Genomic DNA, 25377 nt, shown 5'->3' on the forward strand with positions numbered 1-25377 from the left:
CGGCACTGCCGGCCCGACGGCCTCAGGACCGGCCCGCGGCACGACCACCGGCACGGCGGGCCCTCAGGCGTCCACCCCGGCCGGCTCCGGCCCGGCCACCGCGCCGCCCTCCGGTGACACCACCGCGACCTCCGACTCGGCCGCTCCCGTCCCCGGCGGGAGCGTCACGGCCAAGCCGCTGCGCGGCAAGCGCATCGTCATCGACCCCGGGCACAACGAGAACAACTACCGGCACGTGTCGCAGATCAACCGGCAGGTCGACGTCCTGACCAAGAGGAAGGCCTGCGACACCACCGGGACCTCCACCAACGACGGCTACAGCGAGGCGGCCTTCACCTGGGACGTGTCCCAGAAGCTGAAGGCGATCCTGGAGGCCCGGGGCGCGCAGGTGAAGCTGACCCGGAACAGGAACACTCCCTATGGCCCGTGCATCACCGAGCGGGCGAGGACCGGCAAGGGCTGGGCGGACGCGGCCGTCTCGGTGCACGCGGACGGGGCCGGCACCGCCAGCCGGGGCTTCCACGTGATCATTCCGAAGAAGATCGGCGGACCGGTGGACCCGGTCGTGGCCGGCTCCGAGAAACTCGGCCTCGCCGTGCGGAAGGCCTTCCGCAGCGGCACCGGCCTGCCGTACTCGAACTACATCGGGCGCGACGCGCTGAGCTACCGCGACGACCTCGGCGGGCTGAATCTGTCGACCGTCCCGAAGGTCTTCATCGAGTGCGGGAACATGCGCAACGCCACGGACGCGCGGCTGTTCAAGGACCCGTCCTTCCGGAAGAAGATCGCCCTCTCGCTCGCCAACGGACTGCAGGACCACCTGACGTAGGCCCCGAGCGGGTTCCGGGATCCGTGCGGACTCGGGAGCGGATGAGTGGTCGTCCGCCCCGTGATCGAGCGGGTTCCGGGATCCACGCGGCTCCCGGGGCTCGGGCGGCCCGCGCCCGCCCCGCCGGAGCCCTTCCGGCGTCACGGGCACGCCCCGTCCGGGCGCCGTGCCGCCCCGCAGCACATTCGGAAGGTTTCTTTACTGTTTATGGCGTGCTTGGCATGATCTGAGCCATGGCCGACCTGCTCCCCCGTCCCGTGTCCGCCGAGCCCCTCCCGGGCTCCTTCACCCTCTCCCCCGGCGACCCGGTCCGCGGCCCCGCCGACCTGGCCGACGCCGTACGGCGGGCGCTGCCCACCCTGGACCTGCGCCCCGCCGGGACGGAGGCGGGCGCGGAGGGACACGGCGTGCCGGAGGCGGCGGTCACCGTGGAGCGGGACCCGGCACTGGGCCCGGAGGCCTACCGGCTGGAGGTGACGGAGCGGGGCGTGCGGATCGCGGCGGCCCAGGAGGCGGGCGCCTTCTACGCCGGGCAGACGCTCCGGCAGCTCCTGCCCGACGCCGCCTTCCGCGCCGTCCGGGCCGGCGGGCGCGTCCCGGCGGTCCGGATCGAGGACGCGCCGCGGTTCTCCTGGCGCGGGGCGCACCTGGACGTGGCCCGGCACTTCCTGCCCAAGCGGGAGGTGCTGCGGATGGTCGACCTGATGGCCGCGCACAAACTGAACCGGCTCCACCTGCATCTCGTGGACGACCAGGGGTGGCGGATCGAGAGCCGGGCGTACCCGAGGCTCCACGAGGTGGGCTCGCACCGGGCGCGCACGGTGACCAGCCACTACGGCGAGGAGCCCGCCTTCGACGGCACCCCGCACGGCGGCTGCTACACACTGGACGACCTGGCGGAGATCGCCGCCTACGCGCGGGACCGGGCGGTGACGGTCGTGCCGGAGATCGACGTGCCGGGACACGCCTCGGCGATCCTCGCCGCCTACCCGGAGCTCGACGCCCGGGCGACCGGCGGGCGGGCTCCGGAGCCGTTCACCGTACTGGACCGGTGGGGCATCTCACCGGCGATCCTCTCCCCGCTCCCGCCGACGGTCGACTTCCTGACCACCGTCCTCGACGAGCTGCTCGGCGCGCTGGGCGCGACGCCGTACGTGCACATCGGCGGGGACGAGTGCGTGCTCGACGAGTGGGCGGCCTCGGCGGAGATCACCGCGTACGGCGAGGAGCTCGGCCTGGCGGGCCCCGGCGAGCTGCACGCGTGGTTCCTGCGGCGGCTGGCGGACGTGCTGGCCGAGCGGGGCAGCCGGGCCGTCGTCTGGGACGAGGCGTTCGTCAGCGGCGCGCTCCGGCCCGACACGGTCGTGATGCCCTGGCGCGGGCCCGGGGTGGCCCGGCGGGCCGCCGCGGCCGGGTACGACGTGGTGCAGACCCCGGTCTTCCCGCTCTACTTCGACTACGCGGAGGCCGCCTCGGCGGACGAGCCGCTCGCCATCGGCGAGGCGATCACGGTGGCGGACGTGGCGGGCTTCGCGCCCGCGCCGCCGGAGTGGAGCGAGGAGGAGGCCGGGCGCGTGCTGGGCGCGCAGTTCCAGCTGTGGAGCGAGCGCCTGCCCGACGGGCGGGCGGTGGACTACCGTGCCTGGCCCCGGGGCTGCGCGCTGGCGGAGGTCGTCTGGTCGGGCTCCGCGGACCCCTCGTTCGCCGCCCGGCTGGAGCGGCACCTGCGGCGGCTGGACGCGCTCGGCGTGGAGTACAGGCCGCCGGCCGGGCCTCGCCCGTGGCAGCGCGGCGGGACCGGGCCGCGCCGTCACCGCCCGGGGGCCGTCCGGGCCGGCGAGGTCATGCGGCGCCTGGAGGAGATGACCCACGCCGCCGACTCCACCCGGCCCAGCACGTGACACCCCCGGCCGGGCGGGCCGGGCGTCAGCCGGCCACCTGGTAGCCGGCCTCCTTGATCGCGGCGCGGATGGCCCCGTCGTCGAGGGGGTCGCCGGTGACCTCCACCCGGCCGGACTCCAGGTCGACCTCGACCCCGGTGACGCCGGGGACCTCGCCGACCTCCTCCTTGACCGAGCTCACGCAGTGGCCGCAGGTCATGCCGGTGACGGTGTAGGTGGCGACGCTCATGATGCCTCCGATCTCGATGATTACCCACCCAGGGTATTACTCAGCCCGCGGTGCGCCCGACGATCTCCCGCAGGTCGGTGACGCCGTGCCGCCGCAGCCGCCGGGCGAGCTGCCGGTGGACGCGGTGCGCCCAGAGCGGCCCCTGGTAGATCAGCCCCGTGTAGCCCTGGACCAGGGTCGCCCCGGCGAGCAGCCGCTCCCAGACGTCGTCGACGTCCTCCACGCCGCCCGCGGAGACGAGCGTGAGCCGGTCGCCGACCCGCGCCCGGAGCCTGCGCAGCACCTGCAGCGAGCGGGCCTTCAGCGGGCGCCCGGACAGCCCGCCGGTCTCGGTGCTGGAGACGCCCTCGCGGCTGATCGTGGTGTTGGTCGCGATGATGCCGTCGAGCCCGAGCTCCAGCGCCAGGTCGGCGACCGCGTCCACGTCCTCGTCGGCCAGGTCAGGGGCGATCTTGACGAGCAGCGGGGTGCGCTTCGGGGTGCCGTCGGCGACCTCCTTGACCGCCGTCAGCAGCGGGCGCAGCAGTTCCACCGCCTGGAGGTTCCGCAGGCCGGGGGTGTTGGGCGAGCTGACGTTGACGACCAGGTAGTCGGCGAGCGGCGCCAGCTCCTCGGCGCTGGCCACGTAGTCGGCCACCGCCTCGGCCTCCGGCACGACCTTGGTCTTGCCGATGTTGACCCCGACGATCGCCGGGACCCCGCGGGTACGGCTCAGCGCCCGGGCCGCGGCGGCCGCGCCCGCGTTGTTGAAGCCCATCCGGTTGATGATCGCCCGCTCCCTCGGCAGGCGGAACAGCCGGGGCCGGGCGTTCCCCGGCTGGGCGTGCGCGGTGATCGTGCCGACCTCGACGTGGCTGAAGCCGAGCGCGGACATGGCCTCCACGCACCCGGCCTCCTTGTCGAAGCCCGCCGCCAGCCCGAACGGGCCGGGGAAGTGCACGCCGAACGCCTGCACCCGCAGCACCGGGTCGCGCGGCGCGAGGCGGCGGTGGACCGCCTTCTTCACCACCGGCGCGGTCGAGAGGACGCGGAGCGCGCCGACCGTCAGCCGGTGCACCTCCTCGGCGTCGAAGCGGCTGAGGATCTGCGTGAAAAGGAATCGATACATCACCGGTCAGGTTAGTCCCCTCCTCCGGTGCGGCTCGCCCCGACCGCCCCGCCGACCGGCAGGTGCCGGTCGAGTCCCAGCAGACCGAGCAGCCTCAGGACCGGAGCGGAGGGGCGCAGCACGACCAGCGCTCCCCCGTGCGCGCGCAGGCGCTCCCCGGTCCGGAGCAGGAGGCGGGCGCCGGCGCAGTCGCAGAACCCCACCCCGGTGAGGTCGAGTTCGAGCCTGACCGGGCCGATCCCGTCCAGGACGTGCCGCAGTCCGGCGGCGGTGACGGCGTCGAGATCCCCCCGGACGGTGACCTCGACGGTGCCGCGTCCGGTCTCCCTCGAGGTGACGTCGATCACCTCGGCTCGCCCGCTCCCTCACCGAGCACCTCGGCCGCCAGGTCGGCGACCTTGCGGCGGCTGTCCCTGGCCCGTTTGCGCAGTCCGGTGAAGGCCTGGGCCGCGGTGAGGTCGTGCTTCCCCATCAGGTAGCCGATGGCGCGCTCGATGATCACACGGTAGTCGAGGGCGTACTGGAGCTGGTCGGCCAGGACGCTCTTCTCCTCGGCCGCGACCGCGGCGGCGATGATCTGCCCGATCACGTCGGCGTAGGCGTACAGCGCCTGCACGTCGATGTCGTCCCACTCGTACGGGGTGGACCGGTAGACGTTGAGCGTTCCCACCGGCCGGCCGCCGAGCCGTACGGGCACGCCGGCGACGGCCCGCACCTCGGGGTGGAGGCGTGCGGCCAGCTCCGGCCAGCGCGGGTCCGCGCGCACGTCGGAGCAGGTGACCGCCGTGTCCTGTTCGTAGGCGGAGACGCACGGGCCCCTGCCGAGGTGGAGCTGGGCGCCTTCGAGGCTCCGTCCCCGCTCGTCGGTGGCGACCAGGTAGCGCAGTTCCTTGCCGTCCTCGGCGAACATCAGGCCTGCGCCGGAGTAGCCGAACAGGGTGTCCACGACGGCGACGGCCCGTTCGAGCCGCTGGACGATGCCCGTGACCGGGGCCTCCGTCTGGATCCGTCTCAGGCTCGCGACCAACGCTTCCGGGTCGATATACGACATACGTTATGGCGCCTTTCACAGCGTCGACCTGTTACTTGACTTGAGGGCTACGGCTGCCCAGAAATGGGAGATTTATGGGCCAGGCCCTGGAGAACCATGACCATCAGCTCGGCCAGCCGCTCGCCCGCCCTGATCTTCGCGGGCTGCCACTCATGGCTGGCACGGTCGTAGAAATCAAGAGATCCGATGACCCGGTCGCCGACCCGCAACGGCACGGACAGCACGGCCCGCACCCCCAGGGCCCGCTCCGCCACCCCGGGGAAGCCGAAGGGCCGGGCCGCGTGCAGGTCGTTGACCACGACGCCGGAGTCACGGGCCAGGCTCTCGATCGCCGGCCCCGACCCGGTCTGCTCCTGGGCCAGCTCCAGCCGGCGCCCGTCCTCGTCCGAGCCGCCGACCGCGCGCGGCCGGTCGCGCTCGTCGACCAGCATGATGGCCGCGCCGTCCGCGCCGAGGGCGTCGGCCAGGGCGTGCAGGGCCCGGCCGACCACCCGGGAGAACTCGTCGCCGTCGGTCATGGGCGGGCCGCCTTCATCGTGAGGGGCTCCGCGGACACAGGGCGGAATCGATCCGGCTCGAGCCTAGCCGGGCCCGGTGACCCCGCCAAGCGATTCCACCCAGCCGGTGTCAAGCCCCGGCGGCATACCGTTGTCAATACGGCGTTAAGAATTCGGCAAGTGAAGATCGGCAGGCTCTCCACATGAGCATTTTCTCGCGTTCCGCCACCGTCCGCCGCCGCCGTACCCTGGCGCACGTCGTCCTGCGCGACCTCGAGGAGACCGGGCACACCACCCTCCCGCCGTGGTGGGAGCCCGAGATCCGCCGGGAGTTCGGCGGGCTGGACGGGTTCCTCGCCGAGCTGAGCCGCCAGTGGTGGACGGCCTACGCCGCGCACCTCGACGCGCTGATCGAGCTCGGCACGGGCGACCCCGACCAGGTCTGGGCCGACGTGGCGGAGCAGCTGCCGCAGCTGCGGCGCGTGCTCGACGCCTACGCCGGCGAGCCCGCACTCGCCGAGGCCGAGCGGCGCCACTGCGACACGCTGCGCTGGACCGCCCGCCGGGAGAACCGGCACGCCGCCTGACCCCCGCCCGATCCGCCCTTTCCCGGGCTTTCCCTCCCCCTGCGATGAATTGACCCACCTCACCGGGCATAGAGATCTCCGGCCGGGTAGCCATGGGGGATGGTCGCGCTACTCGAACGCCGGGAATCGGATCGCCGCCTGGGCCTTCGGCTCACCGCCGCGGTGGCGGCCGTCGTGCTGCTGGCGACACCGTTCATGCTGCTGCTGACGCTGGTGGTCTCGGCCTTCGAGCCGCTGCACGCCTTCGACGAGCGGATCGCCGAGCGGGCGCACGCCTTCACCCTCGGCCGGCCCGGCTACGGGGACTTCCTCAACGTGGCGACCGAGGTCTTCGGCCCGACGGTGTGGCGCGTCCTGGTGGTGGCGGCCGCCGTCTGGCTCTGGCGCCGCGGGCGGCGTCGCCTGGCCGTCTGGGCGATCGTCACGATCACCGTCAGCGGCCTGCTGAACCTCGCGGTCAAGGGACTGGTGGACCGGGCCCGGCCCATCCTGCCCGACCCGGTGTCGTGGGCGCCCGGCGCGTCCTTCCCCTCCGGGCACGCGATGGCCGCGGCGACCGGGACGAGCATGCTCGTGCTCCTGGCGCTCCCCCTGCTGCGGGACCGGGCCGCCCGGCTGGCGGCCTGGGCCGTCGCGGCGGCCGTCACCGCGTTCGTCGCCTACAGCCGGGTGGCGCTCGGCGTGCACTGGGTCAGTGACGTGGTGGCCGGGGTCCTGCTGGGGCTCGCGGTCGTCGCGGCGACCAGCGCCGGATACGAGGCGTGGCGGCGCGACGAGGGGCGCAGGCCCGCCGTGCCGTACGAGGAGGGTGTGGAGCCCGAGATGCCGGAGGCCGTGGACACCGGGCCGGAGGACACGGGCTCCGGCGCACCGGCCCGCACACCCGGTGACACGGACGCCGGCCCGCACACCCGGTGACACGGGCACCGGGGCCGCACGGGGCGGGTGCCCGCGTGGAACGGACCCGTGATCCCGCACCGCGCCGGCCCGTCCGCGCGCATCCGGGGTGACCCCCGTACGGCGCGCGCCCGGAACGATCCCCGTACCGCGCGCACCCGAGGGGATCCCCGTGCAGCGCGCACATCCGGACCCGGACCGGGCGTTCTTTTGCGGTTCCTTGGGGTAGTTCGCGCCCCATGGCGAAAACGTCGGTCGACTTCCGGGGCGTGGCGCGGCTCATCCTGCTCCCGCTCTCCATCATGGCCGCGCTGACGGTCGGCGTCGGGCTCCTGATCACCAAGGTCCTGGAGCCGACCACCCTCGGCGCGAACGACCAGGGCGTCAACGAGGAGATGGTCCGGGAGCGGACCGCCTTCGTCAGCGACATCACCGACACGCTCTCGGGCCTGTCCGACACACCGGTGATCGTCGGCGCCACCGCCGTGCTCGTGGTCGTCTTCCGGCTGGTCTTCAGGCGCTGGAACGAGTCGCTCTTCCTGGTGACGGCCGTCTGGTCGCAGTCGCTCATCTTCCTGCTCTCGACCGTGCTGGCCGAGCGGGACCGGCCCGAGGTCCACCGCCTGGACCCGGCGCCGCCCACCTCCAGCTTCCCGTCGGGGCACACCAGCGCGGCCGTCGCCTTCTACTGCGGCGTCGCCCTGGTGCTGACCCTCCACACCCACCGCCACCGGATCCTGAACGTGCTGTGGTGGCTGCTCGGTCTGGGGATCCCGGTGGGGATCGCCTACTCCCGGATGTACCGCGGCATGCACCACCTGAGTGACGTGGGCTGGGGCTTCCTGCTCGGGCTGGTCTGCGTCGCGGTGGCCGCCAACGCGCTGTTCCTCCGGCCGGTCCTGCGGGAACGGGGAGCCGCCCGGCGGAAGCCCGGGTTCAGGACGGCCGGTACGGCGTAGCCGCCCCCCTCCCGCCACGACCGCGCCGCGCCGCCCCACCCGAGGACCAGCGTGGTCAGCAGCAGCGGGCCCAGCATCCGGGCCACCGCCGCACTCGCCCCGAAGAAGCCCTGGTACTGCCCCTGCCGGTCGGCGGGCGCCAGCCCGAAGCCGATCTCCCATGCCGCCGAGGCCTGCATCATCTCCCCGGCCACCTGCAGGACCGCCGCAGTGAGCAGCAGGACCGCGTTGAGGAGCGTGACCAGCGCGTACGGCCGGTCCCCGAGCACGGCCAGGCGGGGCTCGCCGGCCCTCGCGGCAGGAGCCCTCGGCACCGGGGGAGCCGCCGCAGCAGCAGGGCGGCAGCCGATCCGGACCGGGTGGTGTCCCGCGCCCGGGGGCCGGGGTCGGGGCGGACTCCCTGTCCGGCTACCGCGCCGAGCCTCCGGGGCGGCGGGGCCTGGTGATCGGGTACGGCGCCATCCCGATGGAGCGGATCGACGAAGGGCCGAGGCGGCTGGCGGAGTGCGTGCGGACCGGCAGAGGTTCCGCAGGCTCAGAACAGCTCGTCGGGCGCGGCCACCGCGACGCCCACCGTGGCCAGCTCCTCCTCGACCCTGCGGGAGACGACCTCGGCGGGCTCGTCGCCGTCGTAGGTCGCGTGGGCGCCCTGGACGAGCGTGACGGCGTGCCCCCGCGCCATGGCCGCCAGTGAGGTCTCCCGGACGCACCACTCGCTCTGCATCCCCGCGACCACCAGAGAGGCCACCGGCGGCAGCACCCACGCGAGATCGGTGTCGGCGAAGGCGTCCGGCAGGTGTTTGTCGACCACCTGCTCTCCCGGGAGCGCCTCACGGGCCAGCTCCCAGCCCGGCGTCCCGGGGACGTCGGGATCGTCTCCCGTGCCGTTGTTGCGCACGAAGACCACCGGGGCTCCGGCCGCACGGGCGCGTTTCAGCAGCACGTCGATCGCCTCGGAGACCGCCTGCGCACCGGGCACCGGCGCCGGGGGCTCGAGCATGTTGCGCTGCACGTCGATCAGGAGAAGGACCTGGTTCACATGAGAACTCTAGTTCGAAATCGTTCCCGGCGGAAGAGATCGCCCCTCACTGGAAGGTGAACAGTCCGTCACCCTCCGGCACCGGCGGCCGGGCGGGACCCGCTCAGGTCCCGACCGGGGCCCGGGACCCGAGTCCGGCCGAGGCCCCGCCCGGGACCGGGCCGGGCCCCGGGGCGGAGCCCCGGGGCCCGGCCAGGCGAAGCCGCGATGATCACCGCAGCCGGAAGCGCGAGACCAGTTCCCGCAGCTCGCCCGACATCCGGGACAGCTCGGTGGCGGCCCGCTGCGCCTGGCCGATGCCGTCGCTGGTGACGTGGGCGGCCTGGGCGATGTCGGCGATGCTCACGGCGATGCGGCACGATGTTGTTGTAGAGGTGGTCGACCCGCTCACGCATGGAGGACATGCCGGACATCGCCACCAGGGAGGTCACCAGTCCCACCGCGGACACGAGGAGCAGGCTCGTCATGATCTTCTTCTGGACGCTGAGGTCGGCGAACCACGCGGTCACGGAGACTCGGCGCCTGCGGGGTGAGCTCTCGGCGGACCCGGCCCGCCGTTCCGTCATCGATGACATGAAGAGGATCTCCTGACCTGTTCAGAGGACCCCGCGCACGGCACAAGAGACGCCTCTCGCGTCACTTCGGGGGGTCGGTCGTACAGACGGAGAGATCGGCAGCAGACCGGGCGGCATGAGCCCCGCCCGCGGCGCCGTACGTCACGCCGGGACGCCTGACACGCCGTGCATCCCCGGTGAATCCCGGTTGCCGGAGCACCGGGAACCGGGAAAACTTGGCAGGCCCCCGGCCGATGATCTCCATCGGACGCGACCCGTCACCGGCCGGGCGGTGCCCCGTCGTCCACCCCTCGGCATCCAGGAGCGGCCTCACCATGGACATCGTCGACCCCGCCGTCAACGACTACCTGCTGTCCCACTGCACACCCGCCGACGACCTGCTCCGCGAGCTGGCCGCCGAGACGCGGAACTCCTTCCCCGGCTCCGCCGGCATGCAGATCTCCCATGACGAGGGCGCGTTCCTCACCATGCTGGTCCGGCTGACAGGCGCGCGGCAGGCGGTCGAAGTGGGGGTGTTCACCGGTTACTCGTCGATCTGCATCGCCCGCGGCCTGCCCGAGGACGGCCGGCTGCTCGCGTGCGACGTCAGCGACGAGTGGACCTCCGTCGCCCGGCGCTACTGGAAGCAGGCGGGCCTGGCCGACCGGATCGACCTGCGGATCGCTCCCGCGCTGGAGACGCTGCGGTCACTGCCCGCCGAGCCCTCCATCGACTTCGCGTTCGTCGACGCCGACAAGGTCGGCTACCCCCTCTACTACGAGGAGCTGGTCACGCGGCTCCGGCCGGGCGGTCTGATCGTCCTGGACAACGTGCTGCGCGCGGGCCGCGTGCTCGACCCGGCGTGCCAGGAGGAGGCCGACGTGGCCATGCGCCGGGTGAACGACACCGTCGTCGCGGACGAGCGCGTCGACTCGGTGATGCTCCCCGTGCGCGACGGCGTCACGATCGCCCGCAGGCGCTGACCTCTCCTCGCGGGGAGCCACCCGGCGGTACGGCGGGAGCCCGCGCGGAGGGGCTCCCGCGCCGGGAGTCTCGTCCGGGAGCCGGGACGCCCCTCCGGGAGCCGCGCCCGCGGGCCGGCTCCCGGCCTCTCACCCGGAGGCCCCGGTCCGGGAACGGCGGGACCGGGGCAGGGCTTCAGCGCGCGGTCAGCCCGCCAGCCAGCCTCCGTCCACGGGGATGATCGCCCCGTTGACGAGGCGGGCGGCGTCGGAGGCGAGGAAGAGCGCGACGGCGGCCATGTCCTGGGGCTTGGCGAAGATCTCGCCGAGCCCGAGCACCGGGCCCAGCCGCTCGATGCCCCTGGGGTCGAAGACGGCGGCGCTCTCCGCGATGGAGGTCTCGGTCGGGCCCGGGCAGATGGCGTTGCAGCGGATGCCGCTCCTGGCGTACGCCCAGGCGACGTTCCGGGTCAGCCCCACCACGCCGTGCTTGGAGGCGGTGTAGGCGACGCCCGCGGCGCCGCCCCGCAGACCGGCCTCGGAGGCGGTGTTGACGATCGAGCCGCCGCCCTGCGCCAGCATCTGCGGCAGGACGGCCCGGGTCAGCAGGAACGGGCCGGTGAGGTTGACCCGCAGCACGCGGTCCCACGTCGCGGTGCTCATCTCGGCGGGCAGCGCCATGTTGTCGATGATCCCGGCGTTGTTGCACAGGATGTCGATCCGGCCCCAGTCCTCGACCGTCTCGCGGACCAGCTCGCCGACCATCGCCTCGTCGCCGACGTCCAGCACGGCCGCCCTGGCCGCGCCCTCGGCCTCCTGGACCAGCTTCACCGTCCCGGTGGCGGGCTCGGCGGCGATGTCGGCCACGACGACCCGGGCCCCGGCGCCGGCCAGGGCCAGCGCCATCGCCCTTCCGATGCCCGAGCCGGCGCCGGTGACGATGGCGACCCGGTCCCTCAGATCCGTGGGGGTGCTGCTCATGGACGACTCCTGACGATCATGGGTGGATGGAGGGCGCGCCACCGGCGCACGCCCGTGTCCGGGGCCGCACGGCCGGGGCCCCGCGCGCCCCGGCGGCCTCTCGAGGGTTCTCCGGAAGCTCCTCGGCCGCGGCTCGCGGCGTTCCGGTGGGGCCGGGCCGAAGGCCGCACCCGGTCCGGCGACGGGCAGGCCGACGGCCGAGTCCATCGGTCGGTCATGCCGCCTCCCAACCGGACACTCTTGTCCGGTTCTATAGTGGACGGGTGCCAGAACGCAAGGGGCGGCCCAACCTCGGCCCCGCCGCGGCCGATCAGAACCGCTCGGCGCTCGTCTCCGCCGCCCGCCGCATCTACGCCCGGCACGGCCACGAGGTGCCGTTCAACACGATCGCGAAGGAGGCCGGCGTCGGGCAGGGCAGTCTGTACCGCCACTTCCCCAACCGGATCGCCCTGGCGATGGCCGTCTTCGAGGAGAACTTCCTCGAACTGGAGGAGCTCGCCCGCGAGCACGCCGCCGACCCGCGCTGCTTCGAGCTGGTCTTCGCCCGCCTGGTACGGCAGTGCGTCGACTCCCTGGGATTCATCGGGATCATCGCCTCCGCGGGCCGGGACTTCCCCCTGGACGCCACGATCGGCCGCCTCGCAGCGGTCCTGACCGGCCCCCTGGACCGGGCTCAGCGGGAGGGGCTCCTCCGGGACACCCTCACGATCGACGACCTCCTCCTCATCCTCCGCATGCTCTACGGCACCCTCTCCCACGGCGTGCCGGGCGACGCCGGCCCGACCGTCCTGGCCCAGCGCGTGCTCGACCTGGTCGGCCTCCCCGTCCGGGTCGCGGACCCGCCGCCCGGCTGAGGCCGTACGGCCTCACCGATGCCGACGGTGGACGGCCTTCCCGGTGGGAGACCGGGAAGACGGCGACCGGGTCCTCCTCCGGCGGGGCGCCGGAGCCCGTCCCTGCCTCCGGGTCCCCGGCCGACGCCCAGCGGTGGACCGCGTACGCCACGTCCCAGAGCCGCGGGCCGGGCGCGGCGGTGTCGAAGTCGATGATCCCGACGACCCGGGTGCCGTCCAGCACGCAGTTGTGCGGGGCGTAGTCGTTGTGCAGGATCACCTCGGCCGGCGAGCGCGCGGGCAGCATCCACCCGGTCCCGTGCCCGGCCACGTACTCCGCGGTCGCGTCGTGGTAGGCCCGCAGCAGCCCGGCCGCGCTCTCCAGCGCCTCGCGGGAGGCCGCCTCCGCGGTCAGCGGGTAGTCGCTCACCTGACCGGGGATGAAGTCGAGGATCTCCAGCCCGTCATCGGTCACCCCGTGCAGCCGTGGCGCGCCGCGGAAGCCGCTGCGTTCCAGGTGGCGCAGGAGCCCGTGCACGGCGGGGCTCCACGGCCCCGTCGGCCGGTGCACCGTCTCACCGACGCGCACCACCTCGTTGACCCCGCCCTTCAGCAGGACCCGCTCCACCACTCCGCCTCCACGGTTCCTCGGCGCCACCGGCCACTCCATCATGCGGCCCCGGCACCGACCGCGCGCAGCGCCCCCCGGGGCCGGCCGTACGACGTGAATCTCCTGTGAGACCGGCGCGCGGGCACGGGGATCCGCCGCCGCCAGGCCCGAGGATCCCCGCCGCGCGCCGGGGACTCACAGGAAGCTCCCAGATCCTCCCCGGAATCGCCCAGCCGCCCGGTCCAGGCTTCACCGCATGATTCAGTTACGGCAGCTGACCAAGCGGTACGGCCGTACCGAGGCGGTGAGCGATCTGAGCTTCGACGTCAGGCCTGGCGTGGTCACCGGGTTCCTCGGTCCGAACGGCGCGGGCAAGACCACCACGATGCGCATGATCCTGGGCCTGGACGCGCCGACGAGCGGCACGGCCACGGTCCGCGGACGCCGCTACGCCGACCTCCCCTGGCCGATGCGGGAGGTGGGCGCGCTGCTCGACGCCCGCGCGGCGCATCCGCGCAGGAGCGTCCGCGGCCACCTGCTCTGCCTGGCCCGGAGCAACCGCATCGCGCGCGCCCGCGTCGAGGAGGTGATCGGCCTCGTCGGGCTCTCCCGGATCGCCGACCGGCCCGCGGGCGCACTGTCCCTCGGCATGAGCCAGCGGCTCGGCATCGCCGCGGCCCTGCTCGGGGACCCGCCGGTGCTGGTGTTCGACGAACCGGTCAACGGACTCGACCCGGAGGGCGTCAGGTGGATCCGCGCCCTCATGCGGGGCCTCGCCGCCGAGGGCCGGACGGTGCTGGTCTCCAGCCACCTGATGAGCGAGATGGCGCTGACCGCCGAGCACCTGGTCGTCATCGGCCGCGGACGGCTGCTCGCCGACACCGGGCTCGACGCGTTCGTCCGCTCGGACCCGCGGGACACCGTCCTGGTGCGCACCGCGGACGCCGAGGAGCTCGCCCACCGGCTGCGCGACGCGGGCGCGGCCGTACGGCGGGACACGGAGGACACCCTGGTGGTGACGGGCATGGCGGGCCCGGAGATCGGAAAAGTGGCGATGGTCCACGGGGTGGTGCTGCACGAGCTGACGCCGCACCGGACCTCCCTGGAGGAGGCGTACCTGGAGCTGACCCGCACCAGCGTGGAGTTCGGCGGCCCGGAGGGGGAGCGATGACGGCCGCGGGCCTCACCGACGGCCTGCGCTCGGAGTGGACGAAGTTCCGCACCGTCCGCGCCACCGTGGGCGCACTGGCCGGCGCCTTCGCCGCCGCCGTCCGCTACGGCGTCCTCTTCGGCAGTGCGAACGGCCGGGCCTACCTGGCCGCCGCGCCCGGGGACCAGGCCGCCTTCGACCCCATGGAGACCGCCTTCCGCGCCCACCTGCTCGCGCAGTTGCTGGTCAACGCCGTGGGCGTGCTGGCCGTCACCACCGAGTACGCCGCGGGGACGATGCCGGCCAGCGTGACCGCCGTCCCCCGTCGGGGCCGCCTCCTGGCGGGCAAGGCGGCCGTCGTCGCCCTGGTCATGCTGCCCTGCGGGCCGCTGATCGCCCTCGGGTCGTTCCTGACCAGCCAGGCGATGCTCGCCGCCCGGGGCGCTCCGAGCCTCGCCCTGACGGACCCGGGCGTGCCGGGCGCGATCGCCGGCGCGGGGCTGTATCTGGTCCTGATCGGCCTGTACGGCGTCGCCATGGGGTTCCTGCTCCGCAGGACGGCCGGGGCGGTCACCCTGGGGTCGTTCCTGCTGCTGCTGCCGGCGATGGCGTCCATCCTGCCCGAACGCGTCGCCGAGTGGGTCCTGATGTACTGGCCCACCACCGCGGGCGCGCGCCTGTTCACGTCCGGCCCGCTCTCCGGCGGTCTGTCGGCCCAGGCGGGGCTCGCCCTGCTCACCGCGACCGTGCTGGCCATGCTGCTGGCCGCGCTGGCCTTCTTCCGCGCGCGGGACGTCTGAGCCCGTGATCCCTATCCTCTGAAGGGAGCACCGTCCGGGAAAGGAGCACCCTCCTCGGGGGACCCCGCCTTCGGAGAAGAGGAGTGAGCCCACCCTGGGAGAAGCGCCCGCCTGAAGGACGGCGGCCGCCGGAGGGAGACGGATGGACGGGAACCGCCTGCTGGTGGTCGACGACGAGCCCGTGGTGCGGGAGCTGCTCTCGGCCACCCTGCGCTTCGCCGGATACACGGTCGGCTCCGCCGCCACCGGCTCCGAGGCCCTGGACGCCGCCCTCCACGACCCCCCCGACCTGGTGCTGCTGGACGTGATGCTGCCGGACATGGACGGCTTCGAGGTCGTCCGCCGCCTCCGGGATCTCCCCCGGCCGCTGGACGCCGGCCGCCCGGACCGGATCCCCGTGCTGTTCCTCACCGCCCGCGACGCCGCCGCGGACAAGGTCAACGGGCTGCGGCTGGGCGGCGACGACTACGTGACCAAGCCGTTCGACCTGGAGGAGCTGCTCGCCCGGATCCAGGCCGTGCTCCGCCGTACGGGGATCGCACCCGACGACCGGACGCTGCGGGCGGGCGACCTGGAGGTCGACCCGGACGGACACCAGGTGTTCAAGGCGGGCCGGCCGGTACGGCTGTCGCCCACCGAGTTCCGGCTGCTGCACTACCTGATCCTGAACGCCGGGAAGGTGCTCCCCAAGGCCCGGATCCTGGAACACGTCTGGCAGTACGACTTCGGGGGCGACTCCAGCATCGTCGACACCTACGTGAGCTACGTACGGCGCAAGGCCGACACCACCGAGCCCAAGCTCATCCACACCGTGCACGGCGTCGGATACGTGCTGCGCAGGCCCCGGACGTGAGCCCGCCCGCGCGCTCCGGGGAGGGCGGGGCGGGCGGGCGCGCGGCCGCGGCCTCCGGCCGGGGAGGACGGCGGCTCGGAGGGCTCTCGCTCCGCAGCCGCCTCCTGCTGATCACGACGGCCCTGCTGGCGGTCGGCCTGCTGGTGAGCGGCGCGGTCGCGCTCGCCACCCTCCGCTCCCACCTGGTGGGCCGTGTGGACGAGCGGTTGAAGCCGGCCGCCGCTCTGCTGGCCCGCCTGCCCCCCGCCCTGCTGCAACCCTCCCCCGGGGCGGACCCTCAGGTCCCGCGGGTGCTCCCCGACATGGACGTGATCGGCCGGATCCACATCGCCTACCTCGGCCCGGACGGGACCGTGCTGCGGCACAGGAGCGTGCCGGCGCCGAGCCCGGACGGGGGACCGCGGCTCCCGCCGCTCGACGCCGGAACCGTCGCCCGGCTCGCCGGACGGCCCTTCGAGGTGCCGGGGCAGCCGGGGACCGCGGACTGGCGGGTGGTCGTGATGCCGCGGGAGGAGGGCCCGCCCTCCCCGGACCAGGCGCTTCCCGCGGACGGCGGCGTCGTCGTGGCGCGTCGCTGGACGGCGTGAGATCCACGCTCGCCCGGCTGGTCCTGGCCTGGCTGATCACCTCGGCCGTGCTGCTGGTCCTGCTCGCCGTCATCGGCTGGTTCGCCGTACGCGCGGGGCTGCGACCGCTGCGCGGGATCGAGGAGACCGCGGCGGCCATCGCCGGGGGCGACCTGTCCCGGCGGATCCCCGGCACCGCCGCGCCCGGTACCGAGGTGGGCCGCCTGTCGGCGGCGCTCAACGGCATGCTCGGCCAGCTGGAGACGGCCTTCGCCGACCGGGAGGCGTCGGAGGCCCGGATGCGGCGTTTCGTCGCCGACGTCAGCCACGAGCTGCGCACCCCGCTCTTCGGGATCAAGGGCTTCTCCGAGCTGCACCGGATGGGCGGCCTGTCCGACGCCGGCCCGGCCATGGGCCGCATCGAGAGCGAGGCGTCCCGGCTGACCCGGCTGGTCGAGGATCTGCTCCTGCTGGCCCGCCTCGACGAGGGCGGGAGCGCCCTGCCGATGGACCTCGCGCCCATGGACCTGCGCACGCTCGCCGCCGACGCCCACCACGACCTGCACGCACTGGACCCCGCCCGCCGGGTCGCCCTGACCGGCCCGGACGGCGGCCCGCCGGAGGAGGCCCCGATCCTGGGGGACGAGGCCAGGCTGCGGCAGGTGACGAGCAACCTCGTCGGCAACACGGTCGCCCACACCCCACCGGGGACCGCGGTGCGGATCGGTGTCGGCACGGCCGGGGGCGAGGCCGTACTGGTGATCGAGGACGCGGGCCCCGGAATGGCGGATGAGCAGGCGGCCCGCGTGTTCGACCGCTTCTACCGCGCGGACGGCTCACGCAGCAGGACCGCGGGAGGCGGAGCGGGCCTGGGCCTGGCCATCGTCCACTCCATCGTCTCGGCGCACTCGGGCCGCGTGGAACTCCGTACGGCGACCGGGCGGGGCGCGGCCTTCCGGGTGGTCTTCCCCGTCGCGGACGCGGGCAGCGCCCGGCCGCCGGATCACGCGCGCAGCCCCGGCTCCGGCCCGCCTCCCCCGCCCGGCCGGGAGCCCTGACCGCCCCGGCCCGGAGGAGGCGGTACACGGGCTCGGGGATCACGGCGGTGCCCGGGTCAGCGCGCTCGCACCCCGGTAGAGCGGTAGATGCGGGCCGCTGGGATGTGATCGTGTAAGGCGGTGCCGCCGTCGGCGGCGCTCCGTGAACTCGTTTCCCGGCTCGTGTGAAAGACGGGCGACACCACTTCCTCGGAAGGCCCGACCACATGCCGCTCAGTACGACCTTGTCCGACGCCGCCCTGATCGAACGGTCGTGGCGAGATCCCGAGGATTTCGCCTTGCTGTTCGACAGGCACGCAGGACACATTCACCGTTATGTGGCCCGCCGTCTCGGCGACGACACGGCCGACGACGTCGTATCCGAGACGTTCCTCGCCGCGTTCAGGAAGCGCTGCGGCTACGACACCACCCGTCCAGAGGCCCTCCCGTGGTTGTACGGCATCGCGACCAACTTCATCCGCCGGCATCAGCGCGCCGAGGTACACCGCTACAAGGCGTACTCGAAAGTGGGCGTGCTTCCCGACGCCGACGACGCCGCGCAGCAAGCCCTCGAGCGGGCGAGCGCGCACGCCGTACGCCGGCCTCTCGCTCAGGCACTCGCCTCGCTGAAGGCCCGCGACCGCGACGTCCTCTTACTCGTGGCCTGGGCCGACCTCACCTACGAGGAGACCGCCAGCGCCCTGTCCATCCCGATCGGAACAGTCCGCTCCCGCCTCAACCGCGCACGGGCCATCGTCCGCGACGCCCTCGGCAGCACCGACCCCACGATGGAGCAGATCTCATGAACGAACTGACCGAACTCCGCGATCTGTTCGCCGAAAAGCCGCACCCCACGGCGGATCGTCTCGCCCCCGCCCGTACCGCCCTCCTGGCCGAGACTCGCACGGAGCGGCGGCCCTGGGCCCGGGCGGTCGGCCTGCGACGTCTGATGCTGGCAGGCGGCTTGGTCGCGGCGACGGCCGCGGGAGCGATCGCCGTCCAGACGTTCGACCCCTCCGCGCCCGCGAGCGCCGCCGAGGTCCTGCGGCTGGCGGCCGCGGCCACGGCCGCCGGCCCGTGGCCGGACCCCGGCGACGACCAGTACCTCCATTACGAGCGGATCGCGGAGACGCGCAGCGAAGAGGGGGTCCCCGACGCCGGTCCACGCCGCATCACGGGCGAGGTCTGGGAGTCCGTCGACGGCTCCCGCCCAGACCTGTGGTGGCACAAGCCGTCGAAATTCCGCCCCCGGGAGCGCGAGTACAAGGAACTCCTGCCCCGGTGCCCCAGCGGACCCGGTTCTGGGCGCCTTTCCTACGCCGACCTCCGGGAGTGGCCGACCGACCAGGAGCGGCTCCGGCGCAAGCTGGCCGAACACGGTAGCGAGATGGGCCGCGACGAGGACGCCGCGGCCCAGACCTGGCGCGGCATCGTCGGCGTCCTCAGCAGCCCGGTCCCGCCCGAGCAGCAGGCGGCCATCTTCCGGGTCGCCGCGACCCTGCCGGGCATCGAGACGGAAGAGCTCAAGGACGCCACCGGCAGATCGGGCATCGCCGTGACCCGGGTGGACGACCGGGGCCCCGGGCGCGCCGTCTCCCGTGAGTCCCTCATCTTCGACAAGACCTCCTACGTTCTCCTGGGCGGCCAGGAACTCGTACCGGGGCAAGGGCGTGAGATCTGGTCCATGACCCATCCGCGGATCACCGACGCGCTGCCGGCCTGGTCCACGTCCGTGAAGCGGAGAAGCTGCGTCTGACTCTCATCGGACGACGGACGACGGACGACGGACGACGGACGACGGACGACGGACGACGGACGACGTCGGCGAGCAGACCGGTCGCGTCCGTGGAGGTGGTGGAGGAGTTTCCCCGGCCGACAGGCATGCCGCCGGACACGAAGACGGCCATCGCGTGATCCTCCAGGTTGCGAGCCCGAGATCGAAGGAGAAGCAGGCGATGGCCGTGGACACCGGCGTGGACCCTGCTGCCCGGCAGGCGGAGCGGATCCGGATCGGCGACCCGGATCCGCCGCGCTCCATGGTGGAGACCACGGCCGAGACGTTGGTGTCCGCCGAGACCGACGATCTCTGTGGCGCCGTGTACGGCGAGCGCAGCGGCCGGCGGGCCGAGCGGCGCAACGGCCACCGATCCCGGAGCCGGGACGCCCGCACCGCGTCGTCGCCGTCAGCGGAGATCAAAAAAGCCCCGAACGGTTATCGTTCGAGGCTTCTTCGCTGCACAGAGACTGTGGTCAGGGGCAGGGTCGAACTGCCGACCTTCCGCTTTTCAGGCGGACGCTCGTACCAACTGAGCTACCTGACCCCGGTGGGCCGGAACCCACCTGAGCGGTCCTGACGGGACTTGAACCCGCGACCTCCACCTTGACAGGGTGGCGAGCACTCCAAACTGCTCTACAGGACCTTGCTTTTGTCGGAAACTTCCGTTTCCGTTCTTTCTGCCTCGCTTAGCTTACCAGCTCTTCGGAGGTCTTCGACCTGCCGTTTCCCTGGCGAGCTTTCACTCGGCCGTGCCCCCAACGGGATTCGAACCCGTGTCGCCGCCTTGAAAGGGCGGTGTCCTAGGCCACTAGACGATGGGGGCTCAGGACTTCCGTCCCGTTCCGTCGCCGTCTTCCGCTGGAGACCTCTGAAGCATAGGGGACGTTTGCCCCCGATGCCAAAGCGGCGTTCCGGCTAAGGCGTCGCGGTGCCGGTGACCGTTCCCGTCGGGGACGGGACGACCGTCGGCTCCGGTGAAATTGTACGCCCCGGGTCGTTCTCGACGTGACGCTGGATCTGGACCGACTGCTCCCCCAGCCCGCCGAGGGTGATGTCGTCCCAGGCCCGCAGGCGGCGCGTCTCGCGGTCGAAGTACAGGACCGACGCCATGACGGGGGTCGGCTCGTCGTGCTCCAGGGCGCGCAGCCCCGCCCCGCCGGTGGAGCCCTGGACGAGCACCCGGGTGCCGGAGGGCAGCAGCTCCGTGGACCGCGCGTGGGAGTGGCCCGCCAGGACCATGGGGACCGAGCCGGAGAAGCCCTTGGCGATCGTCGGGTCGTGCACCGCCACCAGGTCGGCGGAGCCGAGGGCCTGCGTCAGGCGGGTGCCATGGGCGCGGCCGAGGGCGGCGAGGGACTCGAGGTCGGAGTCGACCGGCACGGACTTGTCGGGGGTGAACCGGGGGTCGCCCAGCCCGTAGATGCGCAGGCCCGCCACCTCCTTGACGGAGTCGTCGAGGACGACCGCGTTCTTCTGCTTCGCCACGGCCCGCTGCGTGGCCTTGGAGTCGTGGTTGCCGCGGACGAAGACGTACGGCACGCCGAGCCGGCCGATCTCCTCGACGAACTTGTCCTCGGGGCCGGTGCCGTGGTCGGTGATGTCGCCCGTGTCGACGATCGCCTCGATCTCGAACTGCTGGGTGATCGAGCGGACGAGGTTCCACGCGATGGGGTTCAGGTGGATGTCGGAGACGTGCAGGACCCTGATCGAGGTGGGGTCGGCGTCGTAGACCGGCAGGGACGAGACCGTGTCGTAGAGCTGGGAGACGTTGTTGACCAGCTTGGCCAGCTGCCCCCGGTAGGACTCGAACCTGGTCACGATGGCCTCGGCGTCACCGACCAGGGAGGGCGCTCCGGCGAGCAGGCCGGTGTACTCCGGCTCGACCACGGAGTCCGGCCGGAAGGTCGTGACGACGGCCGTGCCGATGCCCGCGATCACGACCATGCCCGCCAGCAGTCCCGCCAGCGCCGCCCGCCAGCCGCGGAAGACGATCAGGGAGAAGATCGTCGCTCCGGCCAGACCGCAGGCGATGGCGCGCAGGGCCAGCGCTCCGACCCCCTCCTTCAGCTCCCGCTCCAGGAGGACCGGGAGCCGGTCGGCCAGGCGGGGGTCCTCCAGCATGGTCCTGGCCTGCTCGGAGTCGATGTTCTCCAGCGTGACGCGGAGCCGTACCGGGGCGTCGTGGGTGTCGAACAGCAGCGTGCCCAGCGGGTGGGCGTCGACGACGGTCTCGCCGGTCCAGGCGAGCTCGGCGGACATCCCGACGTCGACCGGGCCCACGGTGGCCAGCACGGGCCCGCCGAGGGCGATGCCCAGCCAGACTCCGACGACGGCGACGACCGAACCCGCGACCGCACGGGAGAGCCGCCGCATCGTCCGGCCTGTCACGGTGCGGCGGATGAGCCGGGTCCAGCGGGTGAAGTCCATGTGCCTCCCTGCCTACTCGATCTCCCTGACAAGTCGGTTACCCGGAATATCGGTGCAGAATGGCTACGTGATAGAGGTTTCGCGGGAGAAGTTCGAGGAGCTCGTGGCCGAGGCTCTGGACACGATCCCCCCGGAGCTGACGAAGGTCATGGACAACGTGGTCGTGGTGGTCGTCGACGACCCGCCGGAGCCCGACCTTCTGGGCCTCTACACGGGCGTTCCGCTCACCGAGCGCGACGGCTGGTACGCCGGGGTGCTGCCGGACCGGATCGAGATCTACCGCAACCCGATCTGCTCGATCTGCGAGACCGAGGACGACGTGGTGGAGGAGGTCCAGATCACCGTCGTCCACGAGATCGCCCACCATTTCGGCATCAGCGACGAGAGGCTGCACGAGCTCGGCTGGTGAGGTCGCGAGGCCCTGTGAGGCCCCGTGAGGCCCCGTGATCCCCTGAGGCCCTCCGGGGAGCCGCGCGTCCGCCACCGCCCGTTCCGCGCCGCATACGGGAGCCGCGGAACCGCCCGGACGACGGCCGATATTTCCTGATCCGCGATAGTCCTCGGGCAAGCTTGGCCGCTTTCGGTTGCGAAGCGGCCCCTCAACCGGCACTGTAGGTCACGTAGCAAACACTCACAGTCAAATGCGCCTGCAAGCTCACCGGAGTCCCATGGCGGCCATCAAGCCCGGGCGGCCAGGCGGTCGGCACCGTCGCCCAGCCGAACGCCGAGCCACCTACGGCGAGGTTCTCGCCATCGGCGAGTTCCGTGCGCTCTGGGCCGGCCAGGCGCTCTCCCTCCTCGGCGACCAGCTCTCCCGCGTGGCGCTGTCCGTGCTCGTCTTCGAGCGGACCGAGTCCCCGCTGGCCACCGCCGCCGTCTACGCGCTGACCTACCTGCCGCCGATCGTCGGCGGGCCGTTCCTCGCGGGGCTCGCCGACCGCCACGCCCGCCGGCGCATCATGCTCGTCTGCGACGTGCTCCGCGCGTTCCTGGTCGCGCTCATGGCGGTCCCGGGCACCTCGTTCGCGGTCCTGTGCGTGCTGGTCTTCTGCGTGGTGCTGCTCAGCGCGCCGTTCTCGGCCGCCCGCGCCGCGCTCCTGGCCGAGCTCCTCGAGGGCGACCGGTACGTCGCGGGCTCGGCCCTGCAGAACATGACCAACCAGGCCGCCCAGATGCTCGGCTTCGCCATCGGCGGCGCTCTGATCATGGGGATGGGACCGTACCGCGCGCTGGCCCTGGACGCGGCCACCTACATGGCCTCGGCGCTCATCCTCGTCGCGGGGGTACGGCGGCGCCCGGCACCCGCGCACGGCGACGGCGGGCGTCCCTCGATGTGGACCATGACCCGGGCGGGCGCCACGCTCGTCTTCGGCGACTCCGGGCTGCGGACCCTGGTGCTCTTCGCCTGGCTGTGCGGCTTCTACGTGATCCCCGAGGGCATCGCGACCCCCTACGCCGCGACCCTGACCGACGACCCCCAGCGGATCTCGTTCGTGGCGGGGCTGCTGATGGCCTCCATACCGACCGGGATGGTCGTCGGGGCCTTTCTGTTCAGCCGGTACGTCAGCCCTTCCCGCCGGCTGCGTTCCATGGGCTGGATGGCGATGCTGACGTGCGCGCCGCTGATCCTGTGCGCGATGCGGCCGCCGCTCGCCGTCGTGCTGGTGCTCTGGTTCGTCTCCGGCGTCGGCAGCGCCTACCAGCTGGCCGCCAACGCCGCCTTCGTCCGGTGCGTGCCCTCCGAGCAGCGGGGACAGGCGTTCGGGCTCGTCCAGTCGGGCCTGCTGGCCGTCCAGGGCGTCGGCATCCTCGTCGGCGGCGCCGCCGCCGACGAGCTCGGGCCCGAGTCGGTGGTCGCACTGGCCGGCGCGGCGGGACTGTTCGCCGCCGCCGCGCTGTCCATGCTCTGGGCCGAGTCCCGCAAGGAGATCGTCAGGGGTGTGCGCGCCGAGGCGACCTCCTGACTCACACCTGCGGCCGCTGCTCGTCGTCCCCGCGCTCAGGCGCCGGAGGGGTGTACTGCGGGACCGCCCGGTCCTGGTCCATCGGGTACGGCGCCGCCTGCGGCTGGTACGGGGACTGGGCGCTCTGCGGCGGAGCCGGGTGGGCCGCCTCGTCCCGGTGGGCGGTCCGGTTCCAGCTCTGCTCCGCCTTGTGCCAGCCCTGCTCGGCCTTGGCGCGGGCGTCCTGCCAGACGGGGTTGTCCTTGTTCTTGTCCACGAGGTCCTGGAGGATCGAGGTCGCCTTGCCCTCGTCCGGCAGGAGGATCCAGCCGATCGCGTAGGCCGCCACGCCCAGCCCGCCGAAGAAGGTGCTGATGGCGAGGGCCGCCCGGATGATGTTCGGGTCGATCCCGAGGTAACGGCCGAGACCCGAGGCCACGCCCGCGACGATGCGGCCGTCCCTGGTCCGGTGGAGCTGCTTGATGCCCGAGAAGTCGTTTTCGTTCATGTCTTCAGACTGCCCGGAGACAGCGCCCGGTCACATCGGGATTCCCCCTGGCCGCACCCTGAAGTCCCCGCAATACCCTGGCAGGGTCATCACGGACGAGAGGACATCCCATGGACGATCTCCTGCGCACCGACGACGTGCTCTCCGACGAGCAGCGCCTCATCCGCGACACCGTCAGGGGGTTCGTCACCGACCGGGTGCTGCCCCACGTCGGAGACTGGTTCGAGGAGGCCGTCTTCCCCGCCCGCGAACTGGCCCCCGTGCTCGGCGGGCTCGGCCTGCTCGGCATGCACCTGGACGGGTACGGCTGCGCGGGGCTCGACGCCGTCTCCTACGGCGTGGCCTGCCGGGAGCTGGAGGCCGGCGACTCCGGTCTGCGCTCGTTCGTGTCGGTCCAGGGCTCCCTCGCCATGTTCCCCATCTGGAAGTACGGCTCGGCGGAGCAGAAGGAGGAATGGCTGCCCCGGATGGCCGCCGGTGAGGCGATCGGCTGCTTCGGCCTGACCGAGCCCGACCACGGCTCCGACCCCGGCGGCATGCGCACCCACGCCAAGCAGGACCCCTCCGGCGACTGGATCCTCAACGGCTCCAAGATGTGGATCACCAACGGCTCCGTCGCCGACGTCGCCGTGGTCTGGGCGCAGACGGAGGACGGCGTCCGCGGCTTCGTGGTGCCCACCGGCACGCCCGGCTTCTCCGCCCCCGAGATCCACAAGAAGATGTCCCTGCGCGCCTCGGTGACCTCGTCCCTGTACTTCGACGACGTCCGCCTGCCGGCCTCCGCCGTACTGCCGGGGGTGCGCGGGCTGAAGGGCCCGCTCTCCTGCCTGTCGGAGGCCCGCTTCGGCATCCTGTGGGGCGTCGTCGGCGCGGCCCGCGCCTGCCTGGAGGCGGCCGTCGACTACTCCAGGACCCGCGTCCAGTTCGGCAAGCCCATCGGCGCCTTCCAGCTGACCCAGGAGAAGCTCGCCTGGATGTACGTCGGGCTCGGCCAGTCCCAGCTGACCGCCCTCCACCTGGGCCGGCTGAAGGACGAGGGGAAGATCACGCCGCAGCAGGTCAGCTTCGGCAAGCTGGCCAACGTCCGGGCCGCCCTGGACATCGCCCGCCAGGCCCGCTCCGTCCTCGGCGGCAACGGCATCACGCTGGAGTATCCGGTGATCCGGCACATGAACAACCTGGAGTCCGTGCTGACCTACGAGGGCACGCAGGAGATCCACACGCTGGTCCTCGGCGAGGCCCTGACCGGCATCTCCGCCTACCGCTGACCCCTTGGCCC

Annotated in this window: 28 protein-coding genes, 3 tRNA genes and 2 pseudogenes; 19 read left to right on the forward strand and 14 right to left on the reverse strand. The window is 73.0% G+C overall.

Annotated elements, in window-relative coordinates; all coding sequences use genetic code 11:
* Together ACFOWE_RS30755 and ACFOWE_RS30760 are read left to right on the forward strand one after the other, a co-directional pair.
* The coding region (locus ACFOWE_RS30755; protein WP_377294047.1) for an N-acetylmuramoyl-L-alanine amidase at positions 1 to 829 on the forward strand (829 nt) is incomplete at its 5' end.
* A gap of 233 nt (positions 830 to 1062) precedes the next feature.
* A complete protein-coding gene (locus ACFOWE_RS30760; protein WP_377294049.1) occupies positions 1063 to 2730 on the forward strand; it encodes a beta-N-acetylhexosaminidase in 1668 nt (555 codons plus the stop codon).
* 25 nt (positions 2731 to 2755) lie between these two features.
* Here the strand turns inward: ACFOWE_RS30760 and ACFOWE_RS30765 are convergent, their stop codons facing one another.
* The 5 genes from ACFOWE_RS30765 to ACFOWE_RS30785 are packed head-to-tail and all read right to left on the reverse strand — an operon-like array spanning position 2756 to position 5636.
* Positions 2756 to 2959 (reverse strand): heavy-metal-associated domain-containing protein, encoded by a 204-nt coding sequence (locus ACFOWE_RS30765; RefSeq protein ID WP_377294051.1) that lies wholly within the window; start codon positions 2957 to 2959, stop codon positions 2756 to 2758.
* Positions 2960 to 2999: 40 nt separating this feature from the next.
* Positions 3000 to 4067 (reverse strand): quinone-dependent dihydroorotate dehydrogenase, encoded by a 1068-nt coding sequence (locus tag ACFOWE_RS30770; RefSeq protein WP_377294053.1) that lies wholly within the window; start codon positions 4065 to 4067, stop codon positions 3000 to 3002.
* A gap of 11 nt (positions 4068 to 4078) precedes the next feature.
* Complete coding sequence (locus ACFOWE_RS30775; protein WP_377294055.1) at positions 4079 to 4414, reverse strand: STAS domain-containing protein; 336 nt, start codon at positions 4412 to 4414, stop codon at positions 4079 to 4081.
* Positions 4411 to 5118, reverse strand: a complete 708-nt coding sequence (locus tag ACFOWE_RS30780; protein ID WP_377294057.1) for a GAF and ANTAR domain-containing protein — start codon at positions 5116 to 5118, stop codon at positions 4411 to 4413. Before ACFOWE_RS30780 ends, ACFOWE_RS30775 begins: the two co-directional genes overlap by 4 nt.
* A 47-nt stretch (positions 5119 to 5165) precedes the next feature.
* Positions 5166 to 5636, reverse strand: coding sequence for a GAF domain-containing protein (locus ACFOWE_RS30785; protein ID WP_377294059.1), 471 nt, complete (start codon positions 5634 to 5636; stop codon positions 5166 to 5168).
* A gap of 182 nt (positions 5637 to 5818) precedes the next feature.
* Here ACFOWE_RS30785 and ACFOWE_RS30790 point away from each other — a divergent pair, with 182 nt between their 5' ends.
* The 3 genes from ACFOWE_RS30790 to ACFOWE_RS30800 all read left to right on the forward strand — a co-directional run bounded on the left by ACFOWE_RS30790 (position 5819) and on the right by ACFOWE_RS30800 (position 8058).
* Complete coding sequence (locus ACFOWE_RS30790; RefSeq protein WP_377294061.1) at positions 5819 to 6202, forward strand: hypothetical protein; 384 nt, start codon at positions 5819 to 5821, stop codon at positions 6200 to 6202.
* Positions 6203 to 6301: 99 nt separating this feature from the next.
* Entirely contained in the window at positions 6302 to 7120 is an 819-nt protein-coding gene (locus tag ACFOWE_RS30795) for a phosphatase PAP2 family protein (RefSeq protein ID WP_377294063.1), read from the forward strand.
* 218 nt (positions 7121 to 7338) lie between these two features.
* Positions 7339 to 8058: a phosphatase PAP2 family protein gene (locus ACFOWE_RS30800; RefSeq protein ID WP_377294065.1), complete on the forward strand. Its 720-nt coding sequence runs from the start codon at positions 7339 to 7341 to the stop codon at positions 8056 to 8058.
* A 535-nt stretch (positions 8059 to 8593) separates the two neighbouring features.
* Here ACFOWE_RS30800 and ACFOWE_RS30805 read toward each other — a convergent pair.
* Positions 8594 to 9097: an isochorismatase family protein gene (locus tag ACFOWE_RS30805; RefSeq protein WP_377294067.1), complete on the reverse strand. Its 504-nt coding sequence runs from the start codon at positions 9095 to 9097 to the stop codon at positions 8594 to 8596.
* 211 nt (positions 9098 to 9308) lie between these two features.
* Positions 9309 to 9443 carry a hypothetical protein gene (locus ACFOWE_RS30810; RefSeq protein WP_377294069.1) on the reverse strand — a complete coding sequence of 45 codons (135 nt, stop codon included), beginning with the start codon at positions 9441 to 9443 and terminating at the stop codon, positions 9309 to 9311.
* 47 nt (positions 9444 to 9490) lie between these two features.
* Here ACFOWE_RS30810 and ACFOWE_RS30815 point away from each other — a divergent pair, with 47 nt between their 5' ends.
* Positions 9491 to 9688 carry a hypothetical protein gene (locus tag ACFOWE_RS30815; RefSeq protein ID WP_377294071.1) on the forward strand — a complete coding sequence of 66 codons (198 nt, stop codon included), beginning with the start codon at positions 9491 to 9493 and terminating at the stop codon, positions 9686 to 9688.
* Positions 9689 to 9986: 298 nt separating this feature from the next.
* Complete coding sequence (locus tag ACFOWE_RS30820; RefSeq protein WP_377294073.1) at positions 9987 to 10634, forward strand: O-methyltransferase; 648 nt, start codon at positions 9987 to 9989, stop codon at positions 10632 to 10634.
* A gap of 186 nt (positions 10635 to 10820) precedes the next feature.
* Here ACFOWE_RS30820 and ACFOWE_RS30825 read toward each other — a convergent pair whose 3' ends face one another.
* On the reverse strand, positions 10821 to 11594 hold the full coding sequence (locus ACFOWE_RS30825) for an SDR family NAD(P)-dependent oxidoreductase (protein WP_377294075.1): 774 nt from the start codon (positions 11592 to 11594) through the stop codon (positions 10821 to 10823).
* Positions 11595 to 11857: 263 nt separating this feature from the next.
* On the opposite strand from ACFOWE_RS30825, the gene ACFOWE_RS30830 reads away from it, so the two are divergent.
* Positions 11858 to 12448 carry a TetR/AcrR family transcriptional regulator gene (locus ACFOWE_RS30830; RefSeq protein ID WP_377294077.1) on the forward strand — a complete coding sequence of 197 codons (591 nt, stop codon included), beginning with the start codon at positions 11858 to 11860 and terminating at the stop codon, positions 12446 to 12448.
* 115 nt (positions 12449 to 12563) lie between these two features.
* Here ACFOWE_RS30830 and ACFOWE_RS30835 read toward each other — a convergent pair.
* Positions 12564 to 13100 (reverse strand): annotated as a pseudogene (locus ACFOWE_RS30835) (phosphotransferase); the annotation flags it as partial.
* A 193-nt stretch (positions 13101 to 13293) separates the two neighbouring features.
* On the opposite strand from ACFOWE_RS30835, the gene ACFOWE_RS30840 reads away from it, so the two are divergent.
* The 8 genes and pseudogenes from ACFOWE_RS30840 to ACFOWE_RS30875 all read left to right on the forward strand — a co-directional run.
* Positions 13294 to 14208: an ATP-binding cassette domain-containing protein gene (locus ACFOWE_RS30840; RefSeq protein ID WP_377294079.1), complete on the forward strand. Its 915-nt coding sequence runs from the start codon at positions 13294 to 13296 to the stop codon at positions 14206 to 14208.
* Positions 14205 to 14987 (forward strand): hypothetical protein, encoded by a 783-nt coding sequence (locus ACFOWE_RS30845; protein ID WP_377294081.1) that lies wholly within the window; start codon positions 14205 to 14207, stop codon positions 14985 to 14987. Before ACFOWE_RS30840 ends, ACFOWE_RS30845 begins: the two co-directional genes overlap by 4 nt.
* A gap of 142 nt (positions 14988 to 15129) precedes the next feature.
* A complete protein-coding gene (locus tag ACFOWE_RS30850; RefSeq protein ID WP_377294083.1) occupies positions 15130 to 15840 on the forward strand; it encodes a response regulator transcription factor in 711 nt (236 codons plus the stop codon).
* Positions 15837 to 16427, forward strand: a complete 591-nt coding sequence (locus ACFOWE_RS30855) for a hypothetical protein (RefSeq protein WP_377294085.1) — start codon at positions 15837 to 15839, stop codon at positions 16425 to 16427. The genes ACFOWE_RS30850 and ACFOWE_RS30855 overlap by 4 nt, the downstream gene beginning before the upstream one ends.
* The gene (locus tag ACFOWE_RS30860) at positions 16424 to 17464 is read left to right on the forward strand and encodes a sensor histidine kinase (RefSeq protein WP_377294087.1); all 1041 of its coding nucleotides are present in this window, start codon (positions 16424 to 16426) and stop codon (positions 17462 to 17464) included. The genes ACFOWE_RS30855 and ACFOWE_RS30860 overlap by 4 nt, the downstream gene beginning before the upstream one ends.
* Positions 17465 to 17670: 206 nt before the next feature.
* Positions 17671 to 18249 (forward strand): RNA polymerase sigma factor, encoded by a 579-nt coding sequence (locus tag ACFOWE_RS30865; RefSeq protein WP_377294089.1) that lies wholly within the window; start codon positions 17671 to 17673, stop codon positions 18247 to 18249.
* Positions 18246 to 19199: a CU044_5270 family protein gene (locus ACFOWE_RS30870; RefSeq protein WP_377294091.1), complete on the forward strand. Its 954-nt coding sequence runs from the start codon at positions 18246 to 18248 to the stop codon at positions 19197 to 19199. Before ACFOWE_RS30865 ends, ACFOWE_RS30870 begins: the two co-directional genes overlap by 4 nt.
* Before the next feature lie 199 nt (positions 19200 to 19398).
* Positions 19399 to 19605, forward strand: a pseudogene (locus tag ACFOWE_RS30875) (transposase); the annotation flags it as partial.
* Positions 19606 to 19690: 85 nt separating this feature from the next.
* Here the strand turns inward: ACFOWE_RS30875 and ACFOWE_RS30880 are convergent.
* From ACFOWE_RS30880 to ACFOWE_RS30895, 4 genes are all read right to left on the reverse strand, one after another.
* Positions 19691 to 19764 (reverse strand) — tRNA-Phe (locus ACFOWE_RS30880).
* A gap of 24 nt (positions 19765 to 19788) precedes the next feature.
* Positions 19789 to 19863, reverse strand: a tRNA-Asp gene (locus ACFOWE_RS30885).
* Between the two features lie 107 nt (positions 19864 to 19970).
* Positions 19971 to 20043, reverse strand: a tRNA-Glu gene (locus tag ACFOWE_RS30890).
* A 92-nt stretch (positions 20044 to 20135) separates the two neighbouring features.
* The gene (locus tag ACFOWE_RS30895) at positions 20136 to 21647 is read right to left on the reverse strand and encodes a metallophosphoesterase family protein (protein ID WP_377294093.1); all 1512 of its coding nucleotides are present in this window, start codon (positions 21645 to 21647) and stop codon (positions 20136 to 20138) included.
* Between the two features lie 67 nt (positions 21648 to 21714).
* Between ACFOWE_RS30895 and ACFOWE_RS30900 the strand changes: the two genes are divergently transcribed.
* The gene (locus ACFOWE_RS30900; protein WP_377294095.1) at positions 21715 to 22056 is read left to right on the forward strand and encodes a metallopeptidase family protein; all 342 of its coding nucleotides are present in this window, start codon (positions 21715 to 21717) and stop codon (positions 22054 to 22056) included.
* A 259-nt stretch (positions 22057 to 22315) separates the two neighbouring features.
* Positions 22316 to 23611, forward strand: a complete 1296-nt coding sequence (locus tag ACFOWE_RS30905) for an MFS transporter (protein WP_377294097.1) — start codon at positions 22316 to 22318, stop codon at positions 23609 to 23611.
* A gap of 1 nt (position 23612) precedes the next feature.
* On the opposite strand, the gene ACFOWE_RS30910 is transcribed toward ACFOWE_RS30905, so the two are convergent.
* Positions 23613 to 24098, reverse strand: coding sequence for a PspC domain-containing protein (locus ACFOWE_RS30910; RefSeq protein ID WP_377294099.1), 486 nt, complete (start codon positions 24096 to 24098; stop codon positions 23613 to 23615).
* A 110-nt stretch (positions 24099 to 24208) separates the two neighbouring features.
* On the opposite strand from ACFOWE_RS30910, the gene ACFOWE_RS30915 reads away from it, so the two are divergent.
* A complete protein-coding gene (locus tag ACFOWE_RS30915; protein WP_377294101.1) occupies positions 24209 to 25366 on the forward strand; it encodes an acyl-CoA dehydrogenase family protein in 1158 nt (385 codons plus the stop codon).
* The last annotated feature ends 11 nt before the right edge of the window (positions 25367 to 25377 follow it).

It is taken from the genome of Planomonospora corallina, assembly GCF_042650625.1.
GTDB lineage: Bacteria > Actinomycetota > Actinomycetes > Streptosporangiales > Streptosporangiaceae > Planomonospora_B > Planomonospora_B corallina.

What these genes read in the sequence shown, in the direction of transcription:
- ACFOWE_RS30760 (WP_377294049.1), top strand. Translation starts at nt 1,063, where the DNA reads ATGGCCGACCTGCTCCCCCGTCCCGTGTCCGCCGAGCCCCTCCCGGGC.
- ACFOWE_RS30765 (WP_377294051.1), bottom strand. Translation starts at nt 2,959, where the DNA reads ATGAGCGTCGCCACCTACACCGTCACCGGCATGACCTGCGGCCACTGC.
- ACFOWE_RS30770 (WP_377294053.1), bottom strand. Translation starts at nt 4,067, where the DNA reads ATGTATCGATTCCTTTTCACGCAGATCCTCAGCCGCTTCGACGCCGAG.
- ACFOWE_RS30780 (WP_377294057.1), bottom strand. Translation starts at nt 5,118, where the DNA reads ATGTCGTATATCGACCCGGAAGCGTTGGTCGCGAGCCTGAGACGGATC.
- ACFOWE_RS30785 (WP_377294059.1), bottom strand. Translation starts at nt 5,636, where the DNA reads ATGACCGACGGCGACGAGTTCTCCCGGGTGGTCGGCCGGGCCCTGCAC.
- ACFOWE_RS30790 (WP_377294061.1), top strand. Translation starts at nt 5,819, where the DNA reads ATGAGCATTTTCTCGCGTTCCGCCACCGTCCGCCGCCGCCGTACCCTG.
- ACFOWE_RS30795 (WP_377294063.1), top strand. Translation starts at nt 6,302, where the DNA reads ATGGTCGCGCTACTCGAACGCCGGGAATCGGATCGCCGCCTGGGCCTT.
- ACFOWE_RS30800 (WP_377294065.1), top strand. Translation starts at nt 7,339, where the DNA reads ATGGCGAAAACGTCGGTCGACTTCCGGGGCGTGGCGCGGCTCATCCTG.
- ACFOWE_RS30815 (WP_377294071.1), top strand. Translation starts at nt 9,491, where the DNA reads ATGGAGGACATGCCGGACATCGCCACCAGGGAGGTCACCAGTCCCACC.
- ACFOWE_RS30820 (WP_377294073.1), top strand. Translation starts at nt 9,987, where the DNA reads ATGGACATCGTCGACCCCGCCGTCAACGACTACCTGCTGTCCCACTGC.
- ACFOWE_RS30825 (WP_377294075.1), bottom strand. Translation starts at nt 11,594, where the DNA reads ATGAGCAGCACCCCCACGGATCTGAGGGACCGGGTCGCCATCGTCACC.
- ACFOWE_RS30840 (WP_377294079.1), top strand. Translation starts at nt 13,294, where the DNA reads ATGATTCAGTTACGGCAGCTGACCAAGCGGTACGGCCGTACCGAGGCG.
- ACFOWE_RS30845 (WP_377294081.1), top strand. Translation starts at nt 14,205, where the DNA reads ATGACGGCCGCGGGCCTCACCGACGGCCTGCGCTCGGAGTGGACGAAG.
- ACFOWE_RS30850 (WP_377294083.1), top strand. Translation starts at nt 15,130, where the DNA reads ATGGACGGGAACCGCCTGCTGGTGGTCGACGACGAGCCCGTGGTGCGG.
- ACFOWE_RS30865 (WP_377294089.1), top strand. Translation starts at nt 17,671, where the DNA reads ATGCCGCTCAGTACGACCTTGTCCGACGCCGCCCTGATCGAACGGTCG.
- ACFOWE_RS30870 (WP_377294091.1), top strand. Translation starts at nt 18,246, where the DNA reads ATGAACGAACTGACCGAACTCCGCGATCTGTTCGCCGAAAAGCCGCAC.
- ACFOWE_RS30895 (WP_377294093.1), bottom strand. Translation starts at nt 21,647, where the DNA reads ATGGACTTCACCCGCTGGACCCGGCTCATCCGCCGCACCGTGACAGGC.
- ACFOWE_RS30905 (WP_377294097.1), top strand. Translation starts at nt 22,316, where the DNA reads ATGGCGGCCATCAAGCCCGGGCGGCCAGGCGGTCGGCACCGTCGCCCA.
- ACFOWE_RS30910 (WP_377294099.1), bottom strand. Translation starts at nt 24,098, where the DNA reads ATGAACGAAAACGACTTCTCGGGCATCAAGCAGCTCCACCGGACCAGG.
- ACFOWE_RS30915 (WP_377294101.1), top strand. Translation starts at nt 24,209, where the DNA reads ATGGACGATCTCCTGCGCACCGACGACGTGCTCTCCGACGAGCAGCGC.